Origin of the sequence: Streptomyces thermocarboxydus, from assembly GCF_024760485.1 — a bacterium.
Taxonomy (GTDB): Bacteria; Actinomycetota; Actinomycetes; order Streptomycetales; family Streptomycetaceae; genus Streptomyces; species Streptomyces cellulosae.
The window spans coordinates 1,313,631-1,332,625 of sequence record NZ_CP058273.1; the positions used below are offsets into that span (position 1 = coordinate 1,313,631).

The window sequence follows — 18,995 nt, forward strand, 5'->3', positions numbered from 1 at the left end:
GCAGCGACGTCGCGAGTCGGCGCTCGAAGGGGACGGAGGCAGTACGGCGATGGCACGGAACATCCAGTCGCTCGAACGGGCGGCAGCGATGCTGCGCCTGCTCGCGGGCGGCGAGCGACGGCTCGGCCTCTCGGACATCGCCTCCTCGCTGGGCCTCGCCAAGGGCACCGCCCACGGCATCCTGCGCACCCTCCAGCAGGAGGGGTTCGTCGAGCAGGACGAGGCCTCGGGCCGCTACCAGCTGGGCGCGGAGCTGCTGCGCCTGGGCACCACCTACCTGGACGTGCACGAGCTGAGGGCCCGCGCCCTGGTGTGGACGGACGACCTGGCCCGCTCCAGCGGGGAGAGCGTCTACCTGGGGGTGCTGCACCAGCAGGGCGTGCTGATCGTGCACCACGTCTTCCGGCCCGACGACAGCCGCCAGGTGCTGGAGATCGGCGCCATGCAGCCGCTGCACTCCACGGCCCTGGGCAAGGTGCTGTCGGCGTACGACCCGGTCGCGCACAGCGAGGCCCTGGAGGCCGACCGCAAGGCGTTCACCGACCGCACGGTGTGCGACGTCGAGTCCTTCGAGGAGATCCTCGACCTCACGCGCGCGCGGGGCTACGCGGCGGACGTGGAGGAGACCTGGGAGGGCGTGGCCTCGCTCGCCGCGCCCATCCACGACCGGCGGCGCATGCCGGTCGGGGCGGTCGGCATCACGGGCGCCGTGGAGCGGCTGCGCAAGGACGGCGAGCTGCGGCCCGAGCTGATCGCGGCGGTGCGGGACTGCGCCCGCGCGGTGTCGCGGGACCTGGGCGCCGGACGCTTCTGAGCGGACCGCCGCGCGCCGGCGGTCACCCCACGACGGAAACACACAGCACCCGGACGCCCCGACGGCGGACCGGGGCTCACGCACGCCCGCGGACGCATATGCCCGCCGACGGGTCCGACCCGGTCGGCCCAGCGATCAGTAACGATCGCACTTTCGACAACCGAGACTCTTGACGCATCTTCGGTGCCGGGCAAGACTCCCGTCCATCGGTCGGCATTGTCGAACACCTACCGGCAATACGCGCTAGAGTGGGACAACGCCAAGGGCCGGCAACGCTCTCACCCCCTGAGGGCGCCAATCCCCGGAGGGACCCGGGGGTCGGCATCCCTGGACGAAGGACAAAGGAGTCGCGGGTGTCCAGCTCCGACATCTTCATCGGCGAGACCATCGGTACCGCCATACTCATCCTGCTCGGCGGCGGTGTGTGCGCCGCCGTGACGCTCAAGGCCTCCAAGGCCCGTAACGCCGGCTGGCTCGCCATCGCCTTCGGCTGGGGCTTCGCCGTCATGACGGCGGTCTACATATCGGGGCCGCTCTCCGGCGCGCACCTGAACCCGGCCGTGACCCTCGCGCTCGCCATCAAGGACGGCGGGTGGGCGAACGTTCCGACCTACTTCGCGGCGCAGATCCTCGGCGCGATGATCGGCGCCACCCTGGTGTGGCTCGCGTACTACGGCCAGTTCCAGGCGCACCTCACCGACAAGGAGATCGTCGGCGGCCCGGGCGCCCAGACGACCTCCGCCAAGGCGGTCGAGGCGCAGGAGAAGGGCGCCGGCCCGGTGCTCGGCATCTTCTCCACGGGTCCGGAGATCCGGAACACGGTGCAGAACCTCGCCACGGAGATCATCGGCACCTTCGTGCTGCTGCTCGCCGTGCTCACGCAGGGCCTCAACGACGCGGGCAACGGCCTCGGCGTGCTCGGCGGTCTGATCACCGCGCTCGTGGTGGTCTCGATCGGTCTGTCGCTGGGCGGCCCCACGGGGTACGCCATCAACCCCGCCCGTGACCTCGGCCCCCGTATCGTCCACGCCCTGCTGCCGCTGCCCAACAAGGGCGGCTCCGACTGGTCGTACGCCTGGGTCCCGGTGGCCGGTCCGCTGATCGGCGGCGCCATCGCGGCCGGTGTCTACAACGTCGCCTTCGCATAGATGACCTCGCAGGCTTCCCCCGCGTTCGTTGTAGTAGCGCCGAACCCACTGCCCCGTAACCAAGGAACTTCCAGGAGCACACCGTGACCGACGCCCACACCGCCGGCCCGTTCATCGCCGCGATCGACCAGGGCACCACGTCCTCCCGCTGCATCGTCTTCGACCGCGACGGGCGCATCGTCTCCGTCGACCAGAAGGAGCACGAGCAGATCTTCCCCAAGCCCGGCTGGGTGGAGCACGACGCCACCGAGATCTGGACGAACGTCCAGGAGGTGGTCGCCGGCGCCGTCGCCAAGGCCGGCATCACCCGGGACGACATCAAGGCCATCGGCATCACCAACCAGCGCGAGACCACCGTGCTGTGGGACAAGAACACCGGCGAGCCGGTCCACAACGCGATCGTCTGGCAGGACACCCGCACCGACGCCCTCTGCCGTGAGCTGGGCCGCAACGTCGGCCAGGACCGTTTCCGCCGCGAGACCGGCCTGCCCCTGGCCTCCTATTTCGCCGGTCCCAAGGCGCGCTGGCTGCTCGACAACGTCGAGGGCCTGAAGGAGCGTGCGGAGGCGGGCGACATCCTTTTCGGCACCATGGACACATGGGTCATCTGGAACCTCACGGGCGGAACGGACGGCGGCCGGCACGTCACCGACGTCACCAACGCCTCCCGCACGATGCTGATGAACCTGCACACCATGCAGTGGGACGCGAAGATCGCCGAGTCGATCGGCGTCCCGACGCCGATGCTGCCGGAGATCCGTTCCTCCGCCGAGGTCTACGGCGAGATCAAGGGCGGCAAGCTGGGCGACCTGCTCGGCGGCATCCCGGTCGCCTCCGCGCTGGGCGACCAGCAGGCGGCGCTGTTCGGCCAGACCTGCTTCGCCGAGGGCGAGACCAAGTCGACCTACGGCACCGGCACCTTCATGGTGATGAACACCGGCGACAAGATCATCAACTCCTACAGCGGCCTGCTGACCACGGTCGGCTACCAGATCGGCGACCAGAAGCCGGTCTACGCCCTGGAGGGCTCGATCGCCGTCACCGGTTCGCTGGTGCAGTGGATGCGCGACCAGATGGGCCTGATCTCCACCGCCGCCGAGATCGAGACCCTGGCGCTGTCCGTCGAGGACAACGGCGGCGCCTACTTCGTGCCGGCCTTCTCCGGCCTGTTCGCCCCGTACTGGCGCTCCGACGCCCGCGGTGTGATCGCCGGCCTCACCCGGTACGTCACCAAGGCGCACCTCGCGCGCGCCGTCCTGGAGGCCACCGCCTGGCAGACGCGGGAGATCGCCGACGCCATGACGAAGGACTCCGGCGTGGAGCTCGCCGCCCTCAAGGTCGACGGCGGCATGACCTCCAACAACCTGCTGATGCAGACCCTCGCCGACTTCGTGGACGCTCCCGTGGTGCGCCCGATGGTCGCCGAGACCACCTGCCTCGGCGCCGCCTACGCCGCCGGCCTGGCCGTCGGCTTCTGGAACAGCACCGACGACCTGCGCGCCAACTGGCGCAGGGCCGCCGAGTGGACCCCCCGCATGGACGCGGACACCCGCGACCGTGAGTACAAGAGCTGGCTCAAGGCCGTCGAGCGGACCATGGGCTGGCTCGAGGACGAGGAGTAGAACCGCCATGACCACCGAAGCCACCCTGCAGTCCGTACCTGCCCTGGGGACGCACCCGGCGTCCGGCCCGAACCCGAGCCGTGCCGAGACCCGGGAGCAGCTCTCCAAGGCGTCGTACGACCTCCTCGTCATCGGCGGCGGCATCCTGGGCATCTCCACCGCCTGGCACGCCGCGCAGTCCGGTCTCAGGGTGGCTCTGGTGGACGCCGGCGACTTCGCCGGAGCCACCTCTTCCGCCTCCTCCAAGCTGCTCCACGGCGGTCTGCGCTACCTGCAGACCGGCGCGGTGAAGCTGGTGGCGGAGAACCACTTCGAGCGCCGTGCGGTCTCCCGTCAGGTGGCCCCCCACCTGGCGAACCCGCTCACGTTCTACCTCCCCGTGTACAAGGGCGGGCCGCACGGTGCGGCGAAGCTCGGGGCCGGTGTGTTCGCCTACTCGGCGCTGTCGGCCTTCGGTGACGGCGTGGGCCACCTGCTGTCGCCGGCGAAGGCCGCGCAGGACGTGCCGGAGCTGCGCACCGAGAACCTCAAGGCCGTCGCCGTGTACGGCGACGACCAGATGAACGACGCGCGCATGGCGCTGATGACGGTCCGCGCGGCCGCCGAGTCGGGCGCGGTCGTCCTCAACCACGCCGAGGTGACGGGTCTGCGCTTCACCAAGGGCCGGGTCACCGGCGCCGAGCTGCGGGACCGGATCTCCGGCGAGGAGTTCGGCGTCAACGCGCGGCTGGTGCTCAACGCCACCGGCCCGTGGGTGGACCACCTGCGCCGCATGGAGGACCCGGACGCGGCCCCGTCGATCCGGCTGTCCAAGGGCGCGCACCTGGTCCTGAAGCGGACCTCCCCGTGGAAGGCCGCGCTGGCCACGCCGATCGACAAGTACCGGATCACCTTCGCCCTCCCCTGGGAGGACATGCTGCTGCTCGGCACCACCGACGAGGAGTACGAGGGCGACCCGGCGGACGTCGCGGTGAACGAGAAGGACATCGCGCAGATACTCGACGAGGCCGCGTTCTCCATCCGCGACCAGCAGCTCAGCCGTGATCTGATCACGTACTCCTTCGCCGGTCTGCGGGTGCTGCCGGGCGGTCCGGGCGACACGGCGAAGGCCAAGCGGGAGACGGTGGTCACCGAGGGCAGGGGCGGGATGCTGTCCGTCGCGGGCGGCAAGTGGACCACGTTCCGTCACATCGGCCGTACGGTGATGCGCAAGCTGCAGGAGCTGCCCGGCCACCCGCTGGGCGAGGACTTCGAGCCGGTGGGCGCGCTGCCGAAGAAGCTGCCGCTGCCCGGTGTGGCCAACCCGCGCGCCGTCGCCCACCGCCTCCTGGTGGACGGCCCGGCGCCCGGCCCGCGCATGGCGGCGGACACCGCCCGTCACCTCGCCACCCACTACGGGTCGCTGGCCTTCGACATCGCCCGCCTGGCGAACGAGGACCCGGCGCTGGCCCGGCGTGTCCACCCGGACGCCCCGGAGATCTGGGCACAGGTCGTGTGGGCCCGGGACCACGAGTGGGCCGAGACGGCGGACGACGTGCTGCGTCGCCGCACCACCCTGACCATCCGCGGCCTGGCCACGGACGAGGTCCGGGCGGACGTGCAGGAGCTGCTCGACAAGAAGTGAGCGTGCCCGCGCCGGCTCCCCCGCACGGGAGTCGGCGCGCGGTGAGGGGCGGCCCGCGCCGACGGGGCCGCCCCTCACCGCGTTCCGCGGTCCGGCGCGCGGGGTGTTTCCCGCCGCCGTGCGGGGCAGTGTTGGGGCACTCCCCTTGTGCGGGGAGTTGCGGGAGCCCCCGTGGACACGCCGTAAGGTTGGTGCGTACACGAGGGCACGTCGGAAGGAGGCGCTGGGTGATCGAGCTCGAGGGGGTTCCCGAGCTGATCGACCCGGTCATGGTGGCCGCGTTCGAGGGCTGGAACGACGCCGGTGACGCCGCCTCCACCGCGGTCGCGCATCTGGACCGGGAGTGGAAGGGCGAGGTGTTCGCGGCGCTCGACGCCGAGGACTACTACGACTTCCAGGTCAACCGCCCCACGGTGTTCCTGGAGAACGGCGTGCGGAAGATCACCTGGCCGACGACGCGGCTGTCGGTGGTGCGGGTCGGCGGCGAGAAACCGCGCGACCTGGTACTGGTGCGCGGCATCGAACCGTCCATGCGCTGGCGCTCGTTCTGCAACGAGATCCTCGGCTTCGCGCACGAACTGGGCGTGGAGCTGGTGGTGGTGCTGGGCGCGCTGCTCGGCGACACCCCGCACACCCGTCCGGTCCCGATCAGCGGGACCACGTCCGACCCGGACCTGGCCCGCCGCATGGACCTCGAGGAGACCAAGTACGAGGGGCCCACGGGCATCGTCGGCATTCTCCAGGAGGCGTGCACGCACGCGGGCGTCCCCGCGGTGTCGCTGTGGGCGGCCGTCCCGCACTACGTGTCGCAGCCGCCCAACCCGAAGGCCACCCTGGCCCTGCTGAACCGCCTCGAGGACCTGATCGACGTGCGGATCCCGCTGGGCGAGCTGCCCGAGGACGCGCGCGCCTGGCAGGTGGGCGTGGACCAGCTGGCCGCGGAGGACAGCGAGGTCGCCGAGTACGTGCAGACGCTGGAGGAGGCGCGGGACACCGCGGAGCTGCCGGAGGCGTCCGGCGAGGCGATCGCCCGGGAGTTCGAGCGGTATCTGCGGCGGCGGGACGGGGCGTCGGGCCCACCCGGGGGGCCCGGGCACGCTACCGCCGAGGGCACCGACGGCGGGCCGTCGTTCCGTCGGGACGGGCCCGGTGGGCGGTCTCGGCCGTCCAAGCCGCCTCGGCGGGACACGGATCAGGACGGCGACGAGTCGTCCGAGGAGTGACGTGATGTGAAGAGGGGCCCCGTTCTGGGAACGGGGCCCCTCTTCACTGTTGTTCGGGGGGTGCGGCGCCGTTGTGGCGGGTCGCGCAGTGCCCTCGCCCTTCAGGGCGTTTCCCTAGAGGGCGACTCCCAGGAGGGCGTCCACGGCTCGGGAGACTATGCCCGGGGCGCCGGGGTCGGTGCCGCCCTGCTGTTCCTGGAGGACCGTCCAGCGGTCCACGGCGGCGAGCGCGGCCGGGGCGTTGAGGTCGTCCGCGAGGGCGTCGCGGATCTCCTCGACGAGCGCCTCGGCGGGCGGGCCGTCGGGGCGGGAGACCGCGGCGCGCCAGTGCTCGAGGCGGGTCACGGCGTCCTGGAGGACCTGGTCGGTCCACTCCCAGTCGGAGCGGTAGTGGTGGGCGAGGAGCGCCAGGCGGATGGCCGCGGGGTCGACGCCGTCGCGCCGCAGCTGGGAGACGAAGACCAGGTTGCCCTTGGACTTGGACATCTTCTCGCCGTCCAGGGCGACCATGCCGGCGTGCACGTAGGCCTTGGCCATCGGGTACTCGCCGGTGAGCACCTGGGCGTGGGAAGCGCCCATCTCGTGGTGGGGGAAGACCAGGTCGGAGCCGCCGCCCTGGATGTCGAAGGTCATGCCCAGGTGGTCGAGGGCGATGGCGACGCACTCGATGTGCCAGCCGGGCCGGCCGCGGCCGAGCGAGCCGCCGTCCCAGCTCGGCTCGCCCTCGCGGGCGGCCATCCAGAGCATCGGGTCGACGGGGTTCTTCTTGCCCGGGCGGTCCGGGTCGCCGCCGCGTTCGGCGGACAGCATCCGCATGGTGGCCGCGTCCAGGTGGGAGACCTGGCCGAAGTGCCGGTCGGACTCGACGGAGAAGTAGATGTCGCCGTCGATCTCGTAGGTGGCGCCGAGCTCACGGAGCCGCTCGACGATCGGGACGATGCCGGGTATGGCCTCGACCGCGCCTATGTAGTGCCGGGGCGGCAGCATCCGCAGGGCCGTCATGTCCTCGCGGAACAGGGCGGTCTCCTGCTCGGCGAGCGTGGTCCAGTCGACGCCGTCGCGCTCGGCCCGCTCCAGCAGCGGGTCGTCGACGTCGGTGACGTTCTGGACGTAGTGAACCTGCCGCTTGTTGTCGAGCCACACGCGCTGCACCAGGTCGAACGCGTTGTAGGTCGCCGCGTGTCCGATGTGGGTGGCGTCGTAGGGCGTGATGCCGCAGACGTAGAGACGGGCGACGGGGCCGGGGTCGAGGGTGACCGGACCGTCGGTCGCGGTGTCGTGGATCCTCAGGTCGCGGCCCTGACCGGGCAGGGCGGGGACTTCGGAAGCGGGCCAGGCATGCATGTCATGAGCCTAACCGGACCGCAGTTCCGGATACGAACCGGAACGGGCCGTATGGCCGGGAAGGCGTTCTTGCGCGTCGCCGCGCCGTGTGCCTCACCGGCCTCCGTCACGTCAGACGGGCGGCCAGGGAATGGCGGGCCAGTCGCCGCCCGGTTCCGGATGGGTGCCGGTGGCGAGCAGGGAGTCCACGCGGGCGCGGGTGGCGTCGATCTCCGCGGGGGTGATCAGCGGGGTCAGGGCCGCGGTGAGGGGCCCGTCGGGCGTGAGGGCGTCCCTGAGGCCCTTGAGGACGTCCAGGGCCTCCTCGGGCAGCGGCTCCCCCGCCCAGCCCCACAGCAGCGTGCGCAGCTTGTTCTCGGCGTTGAAGGTGACCCCGTGGTCGATGCCGTAGAGGCGGCCGTCGGCCGTGGGCAGCAGGTGGCCGCCCTTGCGGTCGGCGTTGTTGATGACCGCGTCCAGCACGGAGAGGCGGCGCAGCCGGTCGTCGTCGGCGTGCACCAGCAGCGCGGTGCGGCCCTCGCCGACCTCGGCGAAGCCGATCGCCTTCCAGCCCGGCTCCGGCTCCTCGCCGTCCACCAGGGCGAGCAGCTCGGCGCCCGGCTCGGTCGCGATCCACAGCTGGACCATGCCCTCGCCGTACGGGCCGTCGCGCAGCACGGTCGGCGGCACCAGGTCCCAGCCGGTCGCCCGGGACACCTCGTACGCGGCGGCCTCGCGGCCGGCCAGGGTGCCGTCGGGGAAGTCCCACAGGGGCCGCTCCCCCGCGACGGGCTTGTAGACGCAGGCGGCCTCGCGGTCCTCGTGGGTGACGGTGCAGTACAGGGCGGCGTTCGACGCCTCACGGATGCTTCCGCGCACGGTCAGCTCGCCGCGGGCGAGCAGTTCGGCCGCGGCCGGGTCGGTGGCGGTCACGCTCCGCGGCGGTATCCGTTCTGGCGCGGACATACGTGTCCTTCCGGGTCGAGCGGGAGGCTGCACAGCGGGCACGGCGGCCGTCCCGCGTTGACGACGTCCAGGGCGCGCTTGGCGAAGGCCCGCGCCTGCGCCCCGGTGAGCCGGACGCGCAGCATCGGGGGGCCGTTCTCCTCGTCCTGCAGGAGCCGCTCCTCCGCCTCGGCGAGGTCCTCGTCGGAGTCGGCGTCCAGCTCGACGAGGGCCTGCGCCTCCACGACCATGCGCTGCTCCTCGCCGTCCCAGGCGAGCGCCATGGTGCCGACGCGGAACTCCTCCTCCACGGGGGTGTCCAGGGGCGCGGTGTCGGTGATCTCGGCCGGCGCCATCGCGGGCACCGCCGCGCTGCCGCCGCTGCGGCGCACCACCTCGTCGAGCAGTTCGTCCATCCGTTCGGCGAGCGCCGCGACCTGGGTCTTCTCCAGGGCCACGCTGGTCACCCGGGAGCCGGCGGAGGCCTGGAGGAAGAACGTACGGCGCCCTGGCAGTCCGACCGTGCCGGCCACGAAACGTTCCGGTTGGTCGTAGAGGAACACCTGACGGGACACGTCCTGTCTCCATGGGAAGTCGGGGATCGGGCGATGGGTGGATCGCACGCGACTCTGCGGTCGCTTCACCCTACTGCGGGGAACGATCACGGTGCGCCCGCGTCGCCCCCCACCGTGGCGTCGCCGGCGGGCGGCTCCTCGCGCGGCGCCAGGGACGCGAAGTCGCCGGTGTCGCCGAGCCTGAGGAGAAAGGGGCGCAGCCGGGTGTACCGGATCGCGGTGACGGAGCAGGGTTCGACGGAGATCCGCTGGAAGAGGTCGAGATGAAGTCCGAGGGCGTCCGCCACGAGGGACTTGATGATGTCGCCGTGCGAGCACATCAGGTACACGGCGTCGGGTCCGTGGTCGCGCTCCACGCGCGCGTTCCACTCGCGCACCGCCTCGGCGGCGCGCGTCTGCATGGCGCGCATGGACTCCCCGCCGGGGAAGGCCGCGGCGGACGGGTGCGCCTGCACGACCTCCATGAGCGGCTCGTCCTTGAGTTCGGAGAGCTTGCGTCCGGTCCAGTCGCCGTAGTGGCACTCGCCGATGCGGTCGTCGGTGTGGTGGACGAGGCCGGGGCGTGCCTGGAGCAGCGGGCCGACGGTCTCCCGGCAGCGGTCGAGCGGGCTGGTGACGACCTCGGCCAGCGGCAGCGGGGCGAGCCGTGCGGGCAGGGCGGCGGCCTGTGCGGTCCCGCGGTCGTCGAGGTGGACGCCGGGCGTCCAGCCGGCGAGCAGTCCCTCGGTGTTGGCGGTGGATCGTCCGTGCCGGACCAGGAGCAACGTGGGCATGCCGCCCAGGGTAGGCGCAGGGACCCGCGCGGGGGCCGGGGCGTGTGGACGACGGCGGGACGGGAACGCGACGGCAGACCGGCTGTCGTAACGGGAGGGCACGCTTCGTGATCGTCGACTGTGGCGTCTACCAGGAGGGACACAGGTCGGAGGGGTCCCAGGACTTCTCCGGCGCGCTGGAGCGGGCACGGTCGGCGGGAGGTTTCGTCTGGATCGGGCTGCACGAGCCGACGGCCGAGGAGTTCGACCTGGTCGCGCGGGAGTTCGGGCTGCATCCGCTGGCCGTGGAGGACGCCCTCAAGGCGCATCAGCGGCCCAAGCTGGAGGTGTACGACGACTCGCTCTTCGTGGTGCTCAAGCCGGTGGTGTACGAGCCGGACAGCGACAAGGTGTCGTCCGGCGAGATCATGATCTTCCTCGGCGACGCGTTCGCGGTGAGCGTACGGCACGGCCGTGGCGCCCCGCTGGAGGCGGTGCGGGACCGGCTGGAGCAAGAGCCGCGGCTGCAGAAGGAGGGGCCGACGGCGGTGCTGTACGCGGTCGCCGACGCCGTGGTCGACCACTACCTGGACGTGGCGACCGAGCTGCAGACCGACCTGGAGGAGCTGGAGACGGAGGTCTTCACCCCCGACGCGGGCGGCTCCGGGCAGACGGCGTCCCGGATCTACGACTTCAAGCGGCAGATCCTGGAGTTCCGCCGGGCCACGGTGCCCCTGTCGGCGCCCATGACCCGGCTCGCGGGAACCGGCGCGTCGGGGACGCGGGTGCCGTTCGTGGAGGAGGGCGCGCGGCCGTACTTCCGTGACGTCCACGACCACCTCACCCGCGTCAACGAGTCGGTGGAGGGCCTGGACCGGCTGGTGTCGGACGTGCTGTCGGCGCATCTGGCGCAGGTCGGCGTCCAGCAGAACGACGACATGCGGAAGATCTCCGCGTGGGCGGCCATGGCCGTGGTCCCCACGATGATCGCGGGGATCTACGGCATGAACTTCGAGCACATGCCCGAGTTGCACTGGACGTGGTCGTACCCGGTGGTGATCGCGCTGATGGCCGCGCTGGAGGTGGTGCTGTTCCGCACCTTCAAGCGCCGGGGGTGGCTGTGACGGTCGCCGGGGCGGTCAGGCCGCTTCCGGTTCCGGGGTCGCGGGTCCGCCCAGCGCGTCGCGCCGCTCGGGCATCCGCAGCGAGACCATACGGCGCCAGCCGCCCAGGCGTTCGTACAGGTACACGGCGTGGATGCCGGCCGCGAGGAGCGCCGCCTTGGGCTTCGGCCAGCCCAGGACGCGGCCCATGTTTCCCATCACGGCGAGGCTGACGTCGCGGTAGACGCGGATCTCGGCGAGTGCGCACGCGCGCAGGGTGCGCTGGATGGCACGGCCGTGTCCGGCGTAGGCGAAGCGGAGCAGTTCCTCGTGACAGTAGGCGAGGTGGCTGTCCTCGTCGTTGGAGATCATCCTCACCGCGCGGCCGATGTCGGGGGGGTCGGCGAAGTGCTTGCGCAGCAGCTCCATCTGCTCGGAGGCGCGCTGCTCGGTGACCCGGCTGTGGGCGAGGTAGGTGACGATGTCCTGGACGGTGAGCGGCTCGTCGCGCTTGAGCTTGTCGTGGGCCAGGCCGATGCCGTTCCGCTCCAGGAGCATCGTGTAGTCGGTCTCCGGGGGCACGGGGACGGGCTCCAGACCGCGCTTCTTCAGCAGGGCGTTGAAGATCCGGCCGTGCTTGTCCTCGTCGGCGCCGTGCCGGGTGATCTTGGGAGCGAGGTCGCGCTGCGACTCGGGCACGAGTGCCGCGATGCGGGCGTTCTCCCAGCCGCCCTGGGACTCCCCGCTGGCCGCGATCGAGCAGAACAGCGCGAAGGACTCGTCGTTGTCGAGGATCTCCTGGAACAGGCTCTTCGCCGACAGCATGGGGCCCACCTCTCCGCGGCGTCCGCGTTGCGCGGTCCGCATGTCCACAGTTGTCGCAAAGAAAGAGTCAAATGCGGCTGCGGGGGTGCGGCAACAGGTGCGGCGGACAACTCCGCCGATCGGCGTACGCGCGGGGACGAGGGGCGTGCGCGCGAGGGCCGCGGGGCGCGGGAGGCAGGCGTAACCCTTGTGGGGTCCGGGCGTTGTTGTGGGTGACGGCCGTGGCGGGGTCGACCCCCGAGCCCCCACCACGGCCGCAGGACTCGGCCGCCGCCGCGGGGGACGCGGCGGCGGCCGGACGGTCAGGCCAGGCCCGCGCGCTCCAGGGCCTCGACGCCGGCGCGCAGCGAGGCCAGCCGCTCGTCGAGGGTGAAGCCGGCCGGGGCGAGGGTGAGGGTGGTGACCCCGGCGGCCGCGTAGGCCTTCATGCGGTCGGCGATGCGGTCGACCGAGCCGAGCAGGGTGGTGCGGTCGATCAGGTCGTGCGGGATCGCGGCGGCCGCGCCCTGCTTGTCGCCGGACAGGTACTTGTCCTGGATCTCGGCGGCCTCCCGCTCGTAACCCATCCGCTGGGCGAGCTGGTTGTAGAAGTTCTGCTTGCGGCTGCCCATGCCGCCGACGTACAGCGCCGTGTAGGGGCGGAAGGTGTCGGCGAGGGTGGCCACGTCCTTGTCGTCGCCCAGGGCGAGCGGCACGGTCGGGCAGATGTCGAAGCCCTCGAGGGTCTTGCCGGCCTTCTCACGGCCCGCGCGGATGTGCTTGACCGCGGTGTCCTCGAGGTGGTCGGCGGACGGGAAGATCAGCAGGGCGCCGTCGGCGATCTCACCGGTCTGCTCGAGGTTCTTCGGGCCGATCGCGGCGATGTACAGCGGGATGTGCTCGCGCTGCGGGTGCACGGTGAGCTTGAGGGGCTTGCCCGGACCGCCGGGGAGGGGCAGGGTCCAGTGCTCGCCCTCGAAGGAGAGGCGCTCGCGGGTCATCGCCTTGCGGATGATCTCGACGTACTCGCGGGTGCGGGCCAGCGGCTTGTCGAACTTGACGCCGTACCAGCCCTCGGAGACCTGGGGGCCGGACACGCCGAGGCCGAGGCGGAAGCGGCCCTCGGACAGCGAGTCGAGGGTGGCCGCGGTCATCGCGGTCATGGCCGGCTGGCGGGCCGGGATCTGGAAGATGGCCGAGCCGACGTCGATGCGCTCGGTGCGGGCGGCGACGAAGGCGAGCACGGTGGCGGCGTCGGAGCCGTAGGCCTCGGCGGCCCAGCAGACCGCGTAGCCGAGGCGGTCCGCCTCCTGGGCCACGGCGAGATTGTCCGCGTCCATTCCGGCGCCCCAGTAGCCGAGGTTGATCCCTAGCTGCATGGCCGACTCCCCTTACCGATCAGTAACGTGACTTGCGCAGACCCTATACCTCCCCCGCCCGCGGGCAAGGGGCACGGGAGGCGCGGCGGTGCGGGTCCGGCCACATGCGCGAGCGGTCGCGGGACGCCCGGAAAACGGTTGTCCACAGGCCCCCACACGCACAGCTCCGGCCAGTAATCTCGGCGTTCATGGAGCAGAGGCATCTCGGCCGTACCGGCCTGCGTGTGTCCCGGATCGGGCTCGGGACCCTCACCTGGGGCCGTGACACCGACGAGCACGACGCGGCAGAGCTCTTGAAGACGTTCTGGGAGGCGGGCGGGACGCTCGTCGACACGGCGGACGTGTACGGCGACGGGGAGGCCGAGTACCTGCTCGGGCGGCTTATGGACGGTCTGGTGCCGCGCCGGGACCTGGTGATCTCCACGAAGGCGGGCAGCGTGCCCGACCCGGACCGCCGGTTCGACTGCTCACGCGGGCATCTGCTGTCCGCACTGGACGCCTCGCTGGCCCGCCTCGGCACGGACCACGTCGACGTGTGGCACGTCCACGCCTACGATCCGGCCACCCCGCTGGAGGAGACGCTCCAGGCGCTGGACATCGCCGTCGCCAGCGGCCGCGTGCGGTACGCGGGCGTGTCCAACTTCTGCGGCTGGCAGCTCGCCAAGGCCGCGACCTGGCAGCTCGCCGCGCCCGGCGCGCGCACGCGGCTGGCGAGCACCCAGATGGAGTACTCGCTGCTGCAGCGCGGGGTGGAGCGGGAGGTGCTGCCCGCCGCGGTCGACCTCGGCATCGGCATGCTGCCGTCCTCCCCGCTCGGGCGGGGCGTGCTCACCGGCAAGTACCGCGGGGACGCCACCCCGGCCGACTCGCGCGGCGCCTCGGAGCATCTCGCGCCGTTCGTCGCGCCGTACCTGGACGACACGGCGAGCCGGATCGTGGACGCGGTGACGACCGCGGCGGACGGGCTCGCGGTGACCGCGCTGCAGGTGGCGCTCGCGTGGGTCCGCGACCGGCCCGGGGTGACCGCGCCCATCGTGGGCGCGCGCACGGCGCAGCAGCTCACGGCGGCGTTGTCAGTGGAGGCGCTTAGTCTTCCTGACGAGATCTGCCGGGCGCTCGACGACGTGTCGGCTCCGGTGCACCGCTATCCCGATCACGACTGGAGCACGCTGTGAGCACGCCGGAGACCCCTGAGGAGCCGAGGAGCGCGGACGACGGCACGCCCGCCGAGGGCGCGCAGGTGTCCGAGGCCGAGGCGGAGCTGGCCGCGCAGCGCCTGGAGCGGGAGCGGATCGAGCGGCGCAAGGCGGAGCGGCAGGGCCCGATCGAGGCCGGCACCAAGCTGAGCGGCACGGCGGCCGAACTGCTCGCCGCCGTACGGGCCGTGGAGAGCGGCGAGAAGCCGCCGGCCACCGTGTTCGAGGAGGCCGTCCAGAGCCGCGCCCGAGCCGGTGCGGCGGCCCGGTGCCCCGAGGCACCGGCCGCGCCCCGCGAGGCACCGGGGCGAGTGGCAGAGTGCTGACGCGGGCGGGCGCCCCGCCGCGCTCGCCGCGCCGGCCGCGGGCCCTGGGCGAGGTGCCGCGGAGCTGCTGCGGGAGGACCCCTGGCAGTTGCTGCGGGTGCCGGGCGTGCGGCCCGAGCAGGCGGACGGGTTCGCCCGCGCGCTGCTCGGCGGAGAGGCAGGGCCCGGCGACGGGCGGCGGGGCCGCGCGCTGACCGTGTGGCTGCTGGAGCAGGCCGCGCCCGCCGGGCACACGGTGCTGGAGATGGCCGCGCTCACCGAGGCGCTGGGCCGCCAGGGGGTGCCCGCCCCGGAGGACGCGGTGCGCGACGCCATCGCCGAGGGAGACGTCCTGGTCTTCCAGGACGCGATCGGCGAGCCGGTCGGGGAGGACGAGGAGCAGCCCGTCCGGGTGCTGGTCGGTCTGGAGCGCTGCGCCCTCGCCGAGGAGAGTCTCGCCGACGGCCTGGCCCGGCTGATCAACTCGGCGCCCAAGCAGGACGGGGCGGCCGAGGAGTGGGAGCGGGCGGCCGCCGCGGCGGAGGGCTCCGCGGCCGACCTGATCCGCGCGGTCTCGGGGCACGGGCTGGTGCTGCACACCGGCGGGGAGGCAGCGCTGGCCGAGCCGGCGGCGCTGCTGGACGCGGCGCACGGCATGGGCCTGCGCGCCTGGGCCGCCACGCACAGCCCGGTCGGGCGGGAGCGGTTCGCGTCCCGCGTCGACGGCCCGGGCGTCGCCACGGTCGCGGGGCTGCTGTCCGGCGCGGAGGGACCCGGGCGGGACCCCGAGGGCGCGCTGGCCGTGGACCTGCTGGTGGTGCTGGACGCGCCGCAGCTCGACGTGGAGACCGGCGCGCTGCTCACGGAGTCCATGCCGGACGGGGCGCGGCTGGTGCTGTCCGGCGACCCGGCGGTGCTGTGGTCGGTCGGTCCGGGGCGGGTGTTCGCGGACCTGCTGGCCGCGCGGGCCTGCCCGCAGGTCGCCTCCCGGCGCCCGGACCCGGGGCCGTTGGGGGAGCTGGTCTCGGGCATCGGCGTCGGCGAGCTGCTCCAGGTGGAGGCCCCCGGGAAGGAGGTCGTCATCGTGCCCGTGCGGGACGCGGGCGAGGCGGTGCACCGGACGGTGCAGCTGGTCGCGGACTCCGTGCCGCGCGCCATCGGGGTGCCGGCCGAGGACACCCAGGTGATCACCCCGGGCCACGGGGGCGCGGTCGGCACACGCGTGCTGAACGCGGCGCTGAAGGAACGGCTCAACCCGGGCCCGGGCCGCTTCGCCGGCTTCGACCCCGGCGACCGGGTGGCGTACTCCCCCGTTCCCGGGCGCACCCTGCCGGGACGCGTGACCGGGGCGGACGCCGAGGGCCTCCGCCTGGACTGCGCGGGCGAGGAGGTCGTCGTGCCGCGCGACCGCGTCGAGCAGACGGTCCGCCACGGGTGGGCGCTGACCGCGCACCAGGCGGTGGGCGCCCGCTGGCCGGCGGCGGTCGTGGTCCTCCCCGGCGACGCGGTCCCCGCCCTGAACCGCCCCTGGATCTACACGGCCTTCAGCCGCGCCGACCGCCACCTGTCGGTGGTCCACGGGGTGGACCAGGCCCTGCAGCGGGCGGTCGCGGAAGTCACGGCGAAGCCGCGCACGACGCGGTTGCCTGTGCTGCTGGCACCGCAGTTGCCAGGGGCGGCGGAGTAGGTCTCGAGGCGCGCCTGGCTCCGTCCGGGCGCCCCTGCACACGAACGGCGGCGGCACCCCTCAGGGTGCCGCCGCCGACGGTGCCAGCTCAGCGGTCCGCGTCCAGCGGTTCCAGGTCTTCCTCCGCGTCGGGGGACAACGCCGTTTCCAGGTCGTCGTCCTCTTCGTCGTCCTCGTCGTCGTCGAAGACCGCGCTGACGTCGAAGCGGCACACCACCGCCTCGGGGTCCACCTGCTCGAAGGGGGCCTCGAGCCACTCGCCGGGGTCCGGGATCTCGTCCGATGCCGTGACCCAGAGCGTGGAGTCGCCCTCCTCCAGGCCGAACTCCTTGTGCCGGGAGGCGATCTCGTCCGGTTCGTACTCCCCGAACAGCAGGCCCAGCGCGCCGTGGACGGTGCCGGAAGCCTCGGAACTCTCGTCGTCCGCCTCCTCGATCCGCTGGGCGTGCGCCAGCAGCCGCTGCGGCTCGACGACGGCGTAGTCGCGGCGGATCAGCACGCTGAGGGCGTTCGGTTCCTCGGGGCCGCCGTACGGGGGCAGGGCCTCCTCGGCGCTGGGGATCTCGAAGGGCGTGACCTCGTCATAGCGGTCGTAGAGCAGTTCGTCGTACGTCTCCGCGGCCGCGGCCAGCTGGTTGAAGGCCTCGTAGACGGCCGGGTCGTCGTCACCCGACCGGCTCTCGACCGCGGCCAGGTGGCGGTCGAGCGCGGTCTTCACCGCCTCGGCGGCGGCGCGTACCTCGGCAGCGGTGGGCTGCGCAGCATCAGACATAGTGCAGACGCTATCCGTACCGGGGCCCGGCCCGCACAATAGATGCGATGCCGGAATACGAATTTGTCGACGTGTACGTGCCGCGCGGGGTCTCCCGCAAGGAGACGGCGCGTCTGCTGACGGACCATGCCGAGTACGGTCACTGGGAGTTGTACCGCCTGACGCTGATGCGTGACGGCAGCCGCAGGGTGCGGCTGCGGCGGCGGATCATCCGCCAGGTGCGCGCCACCTGGTGAGCTGAGCGCGCCCGACCGGAGTCATCAGGCGGAGTGGACCCCGCGTCGGTCGCGGGGTCCACTCCGTGTGTCCAAGGTCACGCCGCGGTGCGTGCCCTGCGGTACAGGATGCCGCCGGCGAGCAGCGCGCCCGCGCCGGCCGGCAGCACGAGGCCGAGCGGCAGTTCGCTGCCGGTCTCGGCGAGCTGCGCGTCGCCCTGCGGGCCCGGCTGGTTGCCGGTGGACGGGCTGTCCGGAGTGCCGGGCGTACCGGGCGTACCGGGCTCACCCGGGTTCCCCGGCTCACCGGGGTTGCCGGGGTTGCCCGGGTTACCGGGCTCACCGGGCTCCCCCGGATTGCCGGGCTCACCCGGGTTACCGGGCTCACCGGGCTCACCGGGCTCACCCGGGTTACCGGGTTCACCGGGCTCCCCCGGATTGCCGGGCTCCCCCGGATTGCCGGGCTCCCCCGGGTTGCCCGGCTCGCCGGGCTCACCGGGCTCGCCCGGGTGCCCCCCGCCGTGCCCCGTGTTCGCGCAGTCGTTGTGGGCCGCCCCGTTGCCCACGCCGATGACGTCGACGCTGTTGCCGCAGACGTTCACCGGCACGTGCACCGGCGCCTCCACCACGTTGCCGGAGGCCACGCCGGGCGAGCCGGTCGCCTTGCCGTCGGCGTGCGAGCCGCCGTGGTGGCCGGAGCCGCCCTTGTTGACGCAGACGTTGCCGACCGCCGGGTTGAGGACCCCGACGACGTTGACCGTGTTGCCGCAGACGTTCACCGGCACGTGCACCGGCGCCTGCACCACGTTGCCGGAGAGCACGCCCGGCGACCGCGGCTCCGCCCGCCGCGCCGGTGTCGGCGTGGGCGGCGGCCCCGCCCGCGGCGGCGAGCACACCGGTGGCGGCGGCCATGGTCATCAAGCCCTTGCGGGTGACCTGTCGCATTACTGAATTCCCTGTCCTCGGACCTGCTGCCGGGAGACGGAGCGTGCCGCGTCCCGGAATTCTCGACGGATGAGGAACCGGTCGGCCCCGGAGCGCATGGCGCGCGCTCCGGGGCCGACGGGCTCGAACCCTCAGCGGGCGTTGCCCAGAGGGCGAGACACGAACGTCAGGCGTTGACGCAGGTGTTGCCGAAGGCGGGGTTCAGCAGACCGATCACGGAGATCGTGTTGCCGCAGACGTTCACGGGAACGTGAACCGGCACCTGCACGACGTTGCCGGACAGGACGCCCGGGCTGTGCACGGCGGCACCCTGGGCACCCGAGTCGGCGGCGGCCATGCCCGCGCCCGCGAGAACCAGACCACCGGTGGCGGCCGCGACAGCGACGACCTTCTTCAGCATGTGTTCCTCCTAGTTGGCAATGTGATCCAAAGTCGCGGATCACATCACAGGTAACGAGGAGGAAGTAATGAGGCTACGAGCTTATGGTCGCATTCACTCTTCCCGGTCAAGTCCGTACACCTGACCGATTCTTGAGGATCTCCAGAGGCCCTGCCTCAGGTTC

Annotated in this window: 18 protein-coding genes and 1 pseudogene; 10 read left to right on the top strand and 9 right to left on the bottom strand. The window is 72.6% G+C overall.

What is annotated here, in order from left to right:
* Positions 1-49 precede the first annotated feature (49 nt).
* The 5 genes from AY578_RS06150 (at position 50) to AY578_RS06170 (ending at position 6,431) form a co-directional block, all read left to right on the top strand.
* Positions 50-814 carry an IclR family transcriptional regulator gene (locus tag AY578_RS06150; protein ID WP_019522711.1) on the top strand — a complete coding sequence of 255 codons (765 nt, stop codon included), beginning with the start codon at positions 50-52 and terminating at the stop codon, positions 812-814.
* Positions 815-1,167: 353 nt separating this feature from the next.
* A complete protein-coding gene (locus AY578_RS06155) occupies positions 1,168-1,962 on the top strand; it encodes an MIP/aquaporin family protein (RefSeq protein ID WP_137210967.1) in 795 nt (264 codons plus the stop codon).
* Positions 1,963-2,045: 83 nt separating this feature from the next.
* Positions 2,046-3,584, top strand: a complete 1,539-nt coding sequence (glpK, locus tag AY578_RS06160; RefSeq protein ID WP_019522713.1) for a glycerol kinase GlpK — start codon at positions 2,046-2,048, stop codon at positions 3,582-3,584.
* Positions 3,585-3,591: 7 nt separating this feature from the next.
* On the top strand, positions 3,592-5,208 hold the full coding sequence (locus AY578_RS06165; protein WP_019522714.1) for a glycerol-3-phosphate dehydrogenase/oxidase: 1,617 nt from the start codon (positions 3,592-3,594) through the stop codon (positions 5,206-5,208).
* A 227-nt stretch (positions 5,209-5,435) separates the two neighbouring features.
* Positions 5,436-6,431, top strand: a complete 996-nt coding sequence (locus AY578_RS06170) for a PAC2 family protein (protein ID WP_019522715.1) — start codon at positions 5,436-5,438, stop codon at positions 6,429-6,431.
* A 114-nt stretch (positions 6,432-6,545) separates the two neighbouring features.
* Here the strand turns inward: AY578_RS06170 and mshC are convergent, their stop codons facing one another.
* The 4 genes from mshC to AY578_RS06190 form a co-directional block, all read right to left on the bottom strand.
* Positions 6,546-7,775: a cysteine--1-D-myo-inosityl 2-amino-2-deoxy-alpha-D-glucopyranoside ligase gene (mshC, locus tag AY578_RS06175; protein WP_019522716.1), complete on the bottom strand. Its 1,230-nt coding sequence runs from the start codon at positions 7,773-7,775 to the stop codon at positions 6,546-6,548.
* 111 nt (positions 7,776-7,886) lie between these two features.
* Positions 7,887-8,720, bottom strand: coding sequence for an Rv2133c family protein (locus AY578_RS06180; protein ID WP_370878995.1), 834 nt, complete (start codon positions 8,718-8,720; stop codon positions 7,887-7,889).
* Positions 8,684-9,274 carry an Rv2134c family protein gene (locus tag AY578_RS06185; protein WP_019522718.1) on the bottom strand — a complete coding sequence of 197 codons (591 nt, stop codon included), beginning with the start codon at positions 9,272-9,274 and terminating at the stop codon, positions 8,684-8,686. The genes AY578_RS06180 and AY578_RS06185 overlap by 37 nt, the downstream gene beginning before the upstream one ends.
* 86 nt (positions 9,275-9,360) lie before the next feature.
* Positions 9,361-10,047 carry a histidine phosphatase family protein gene (locus AY578_RS06190; RefSeq protein ID WP_019522719.1) on the bottom strand — a complete coding sequence of 229 codons (687 nt, stop codon included), beginning with the start codon at positions 10,045-10,047 and terminating at the stop codon, positions 9,361-9,363.
* Positions 10,048-10,154: 107 nt separating this feature from the next.
* Here AY578_RS06190 and corA point away from each other — a divergent pair, with 107 nt between their 5' ends.
* The gene (corA, locus tag AY578_RS06195) at positions 10,155-11,150 is read left to right on the top strand and encodes a magnesium/cobalt transporter CorA (RefSeq protein ID WP_019522720.1); all 996 of its coding nucleotides are present in this window, start codon (positions 10,155-10,157) and stop codon (positions 11,148-11,150) included.
* Between the two features lie 15 nt (positions 11,151-11,165).
* On the opposite strand, the gene AY578_RS06200 is transcribed toward corA, so the two are convergent.
* The gene (locus AY578_RS06200) at positions 11,166-11,954 is read right to left on the bottom strand and encodes a ferritin-like domain-containing protein (protein WP_258902153.1); all 789 of its coding nucleotides are present in this window, start codon (positions 11,952-11,954) and stop codon (positions 11,166-11,168) included.
* A 302-nt stretch (positions 11,955-12,256) separates the two neighbouring features.
* Positions 12,257-13,312, bottom strand: coding sequence for an LLM class F420-dependent oxidoreductase (locus AY578_RS06205; protein ID WP_019522722.1), 1,056 nt, complete (start codon positions 13,310-13,312; stop codon positions 12,257-12,259).
* A 188-nt stretch (positions 13,313-13,500) separates the two neighbouring features.
* On the opposite strand from AY578_RS06205, the gene AY578_RS06210 reads away from it, so the two are divergent.
* From AY578_RS06210 to AY578_RS06215, 3 genes are all read left to right on the top strand, one after another.
* Positions 13,501-14,487, top strand: a complete 987-nt coding sequence (locus tag AY578_RS06210; RefSeq protein ID WP_026243494.1) for an aldo/keto reductase — start codon at positions 13,501-13,503, stop codon at positions 14,485-14,487.
* Positions 14,484-14,834: a hypothetical protein gene (locus AY578_RS34250; RefSeq protein WP_475360435.1), complete on the top strand. Its 351-nt coding sequence runs from the start codon at positions 14,484-14,486 to the stop codon at positions 14,832-14,834. Before AY578_RS06210 ends, AY578_RS34250 begins: the two co-directional genes overlap by 4 nt.
* A 97-nt stretch (positions 14,835-14,931) precedes the next feature.
* Entirely contained in the window at positions 14,932-16,500 is a 1,569-nt protein-coding gene (locus AY578_RS06215) for an ATP-binding domain-containing protein (protein ID WP_475360441.1), read from the top strand.
* Between the two features lie 88 nt (positions 16,501-16,588).
* On the opposite strand, the gene AY578_RS06220 is transcribed toward AY578_RS06215, so the two are convergent.
* Entirely contained in the window at positions 16,589-17,272 is a 684-nt protein-coding gene (locus AY578_RS06220; RefSeq protein WP_026243496.1) for a hypothetical protein, read from the bottom strand.
* Between the two features lie 47 nt (positions 17,273-17,319).
* On the opposite strand from AY578_RS06220, the gene AY578_RS06225 reads away from it, so the two are divergent.
* The gene (locus AY578_RS06225) at positions 17,320-17,508 is read left to right on the top strand and encodes a DUF5703 family protein (protein WP_004933366.1); all 189 of its coding nucleotides are present in this window, start codon (positions 17,320-17,322) and stop codon (positions 17,506-17,508) included.
* Positions 17,509-17,585: 77 nt separating this feature from the next.
* On the opposite strand, the pseudogene AY578_RS33805 reads toward AY578_RS06225, so the two are convergent.
* Both AY578_RS33805 and chpH read right to left on the bottom strand, forming a co-directional pair.
* Positions 17,586-18,432, bottom strand: a pseudogene (locus AY578_RS33805) (chaplin).
* 166 nt (positions 18,433-18,598) lie between these two features.
* Positions 18,599-18,832 (bottom strand): chaplin ChpH, encoded by a 234-nt coding sequence (chpH, locus tag AY578_RS06245; protein WP_006135972.1) that lies wholly within the window; start codon positions 18,830-18,832, stop codon positions 18,599-18,601.
* Between the last annotated feature and the right edge of the window lie 163 nt (positions 18,833-18,995).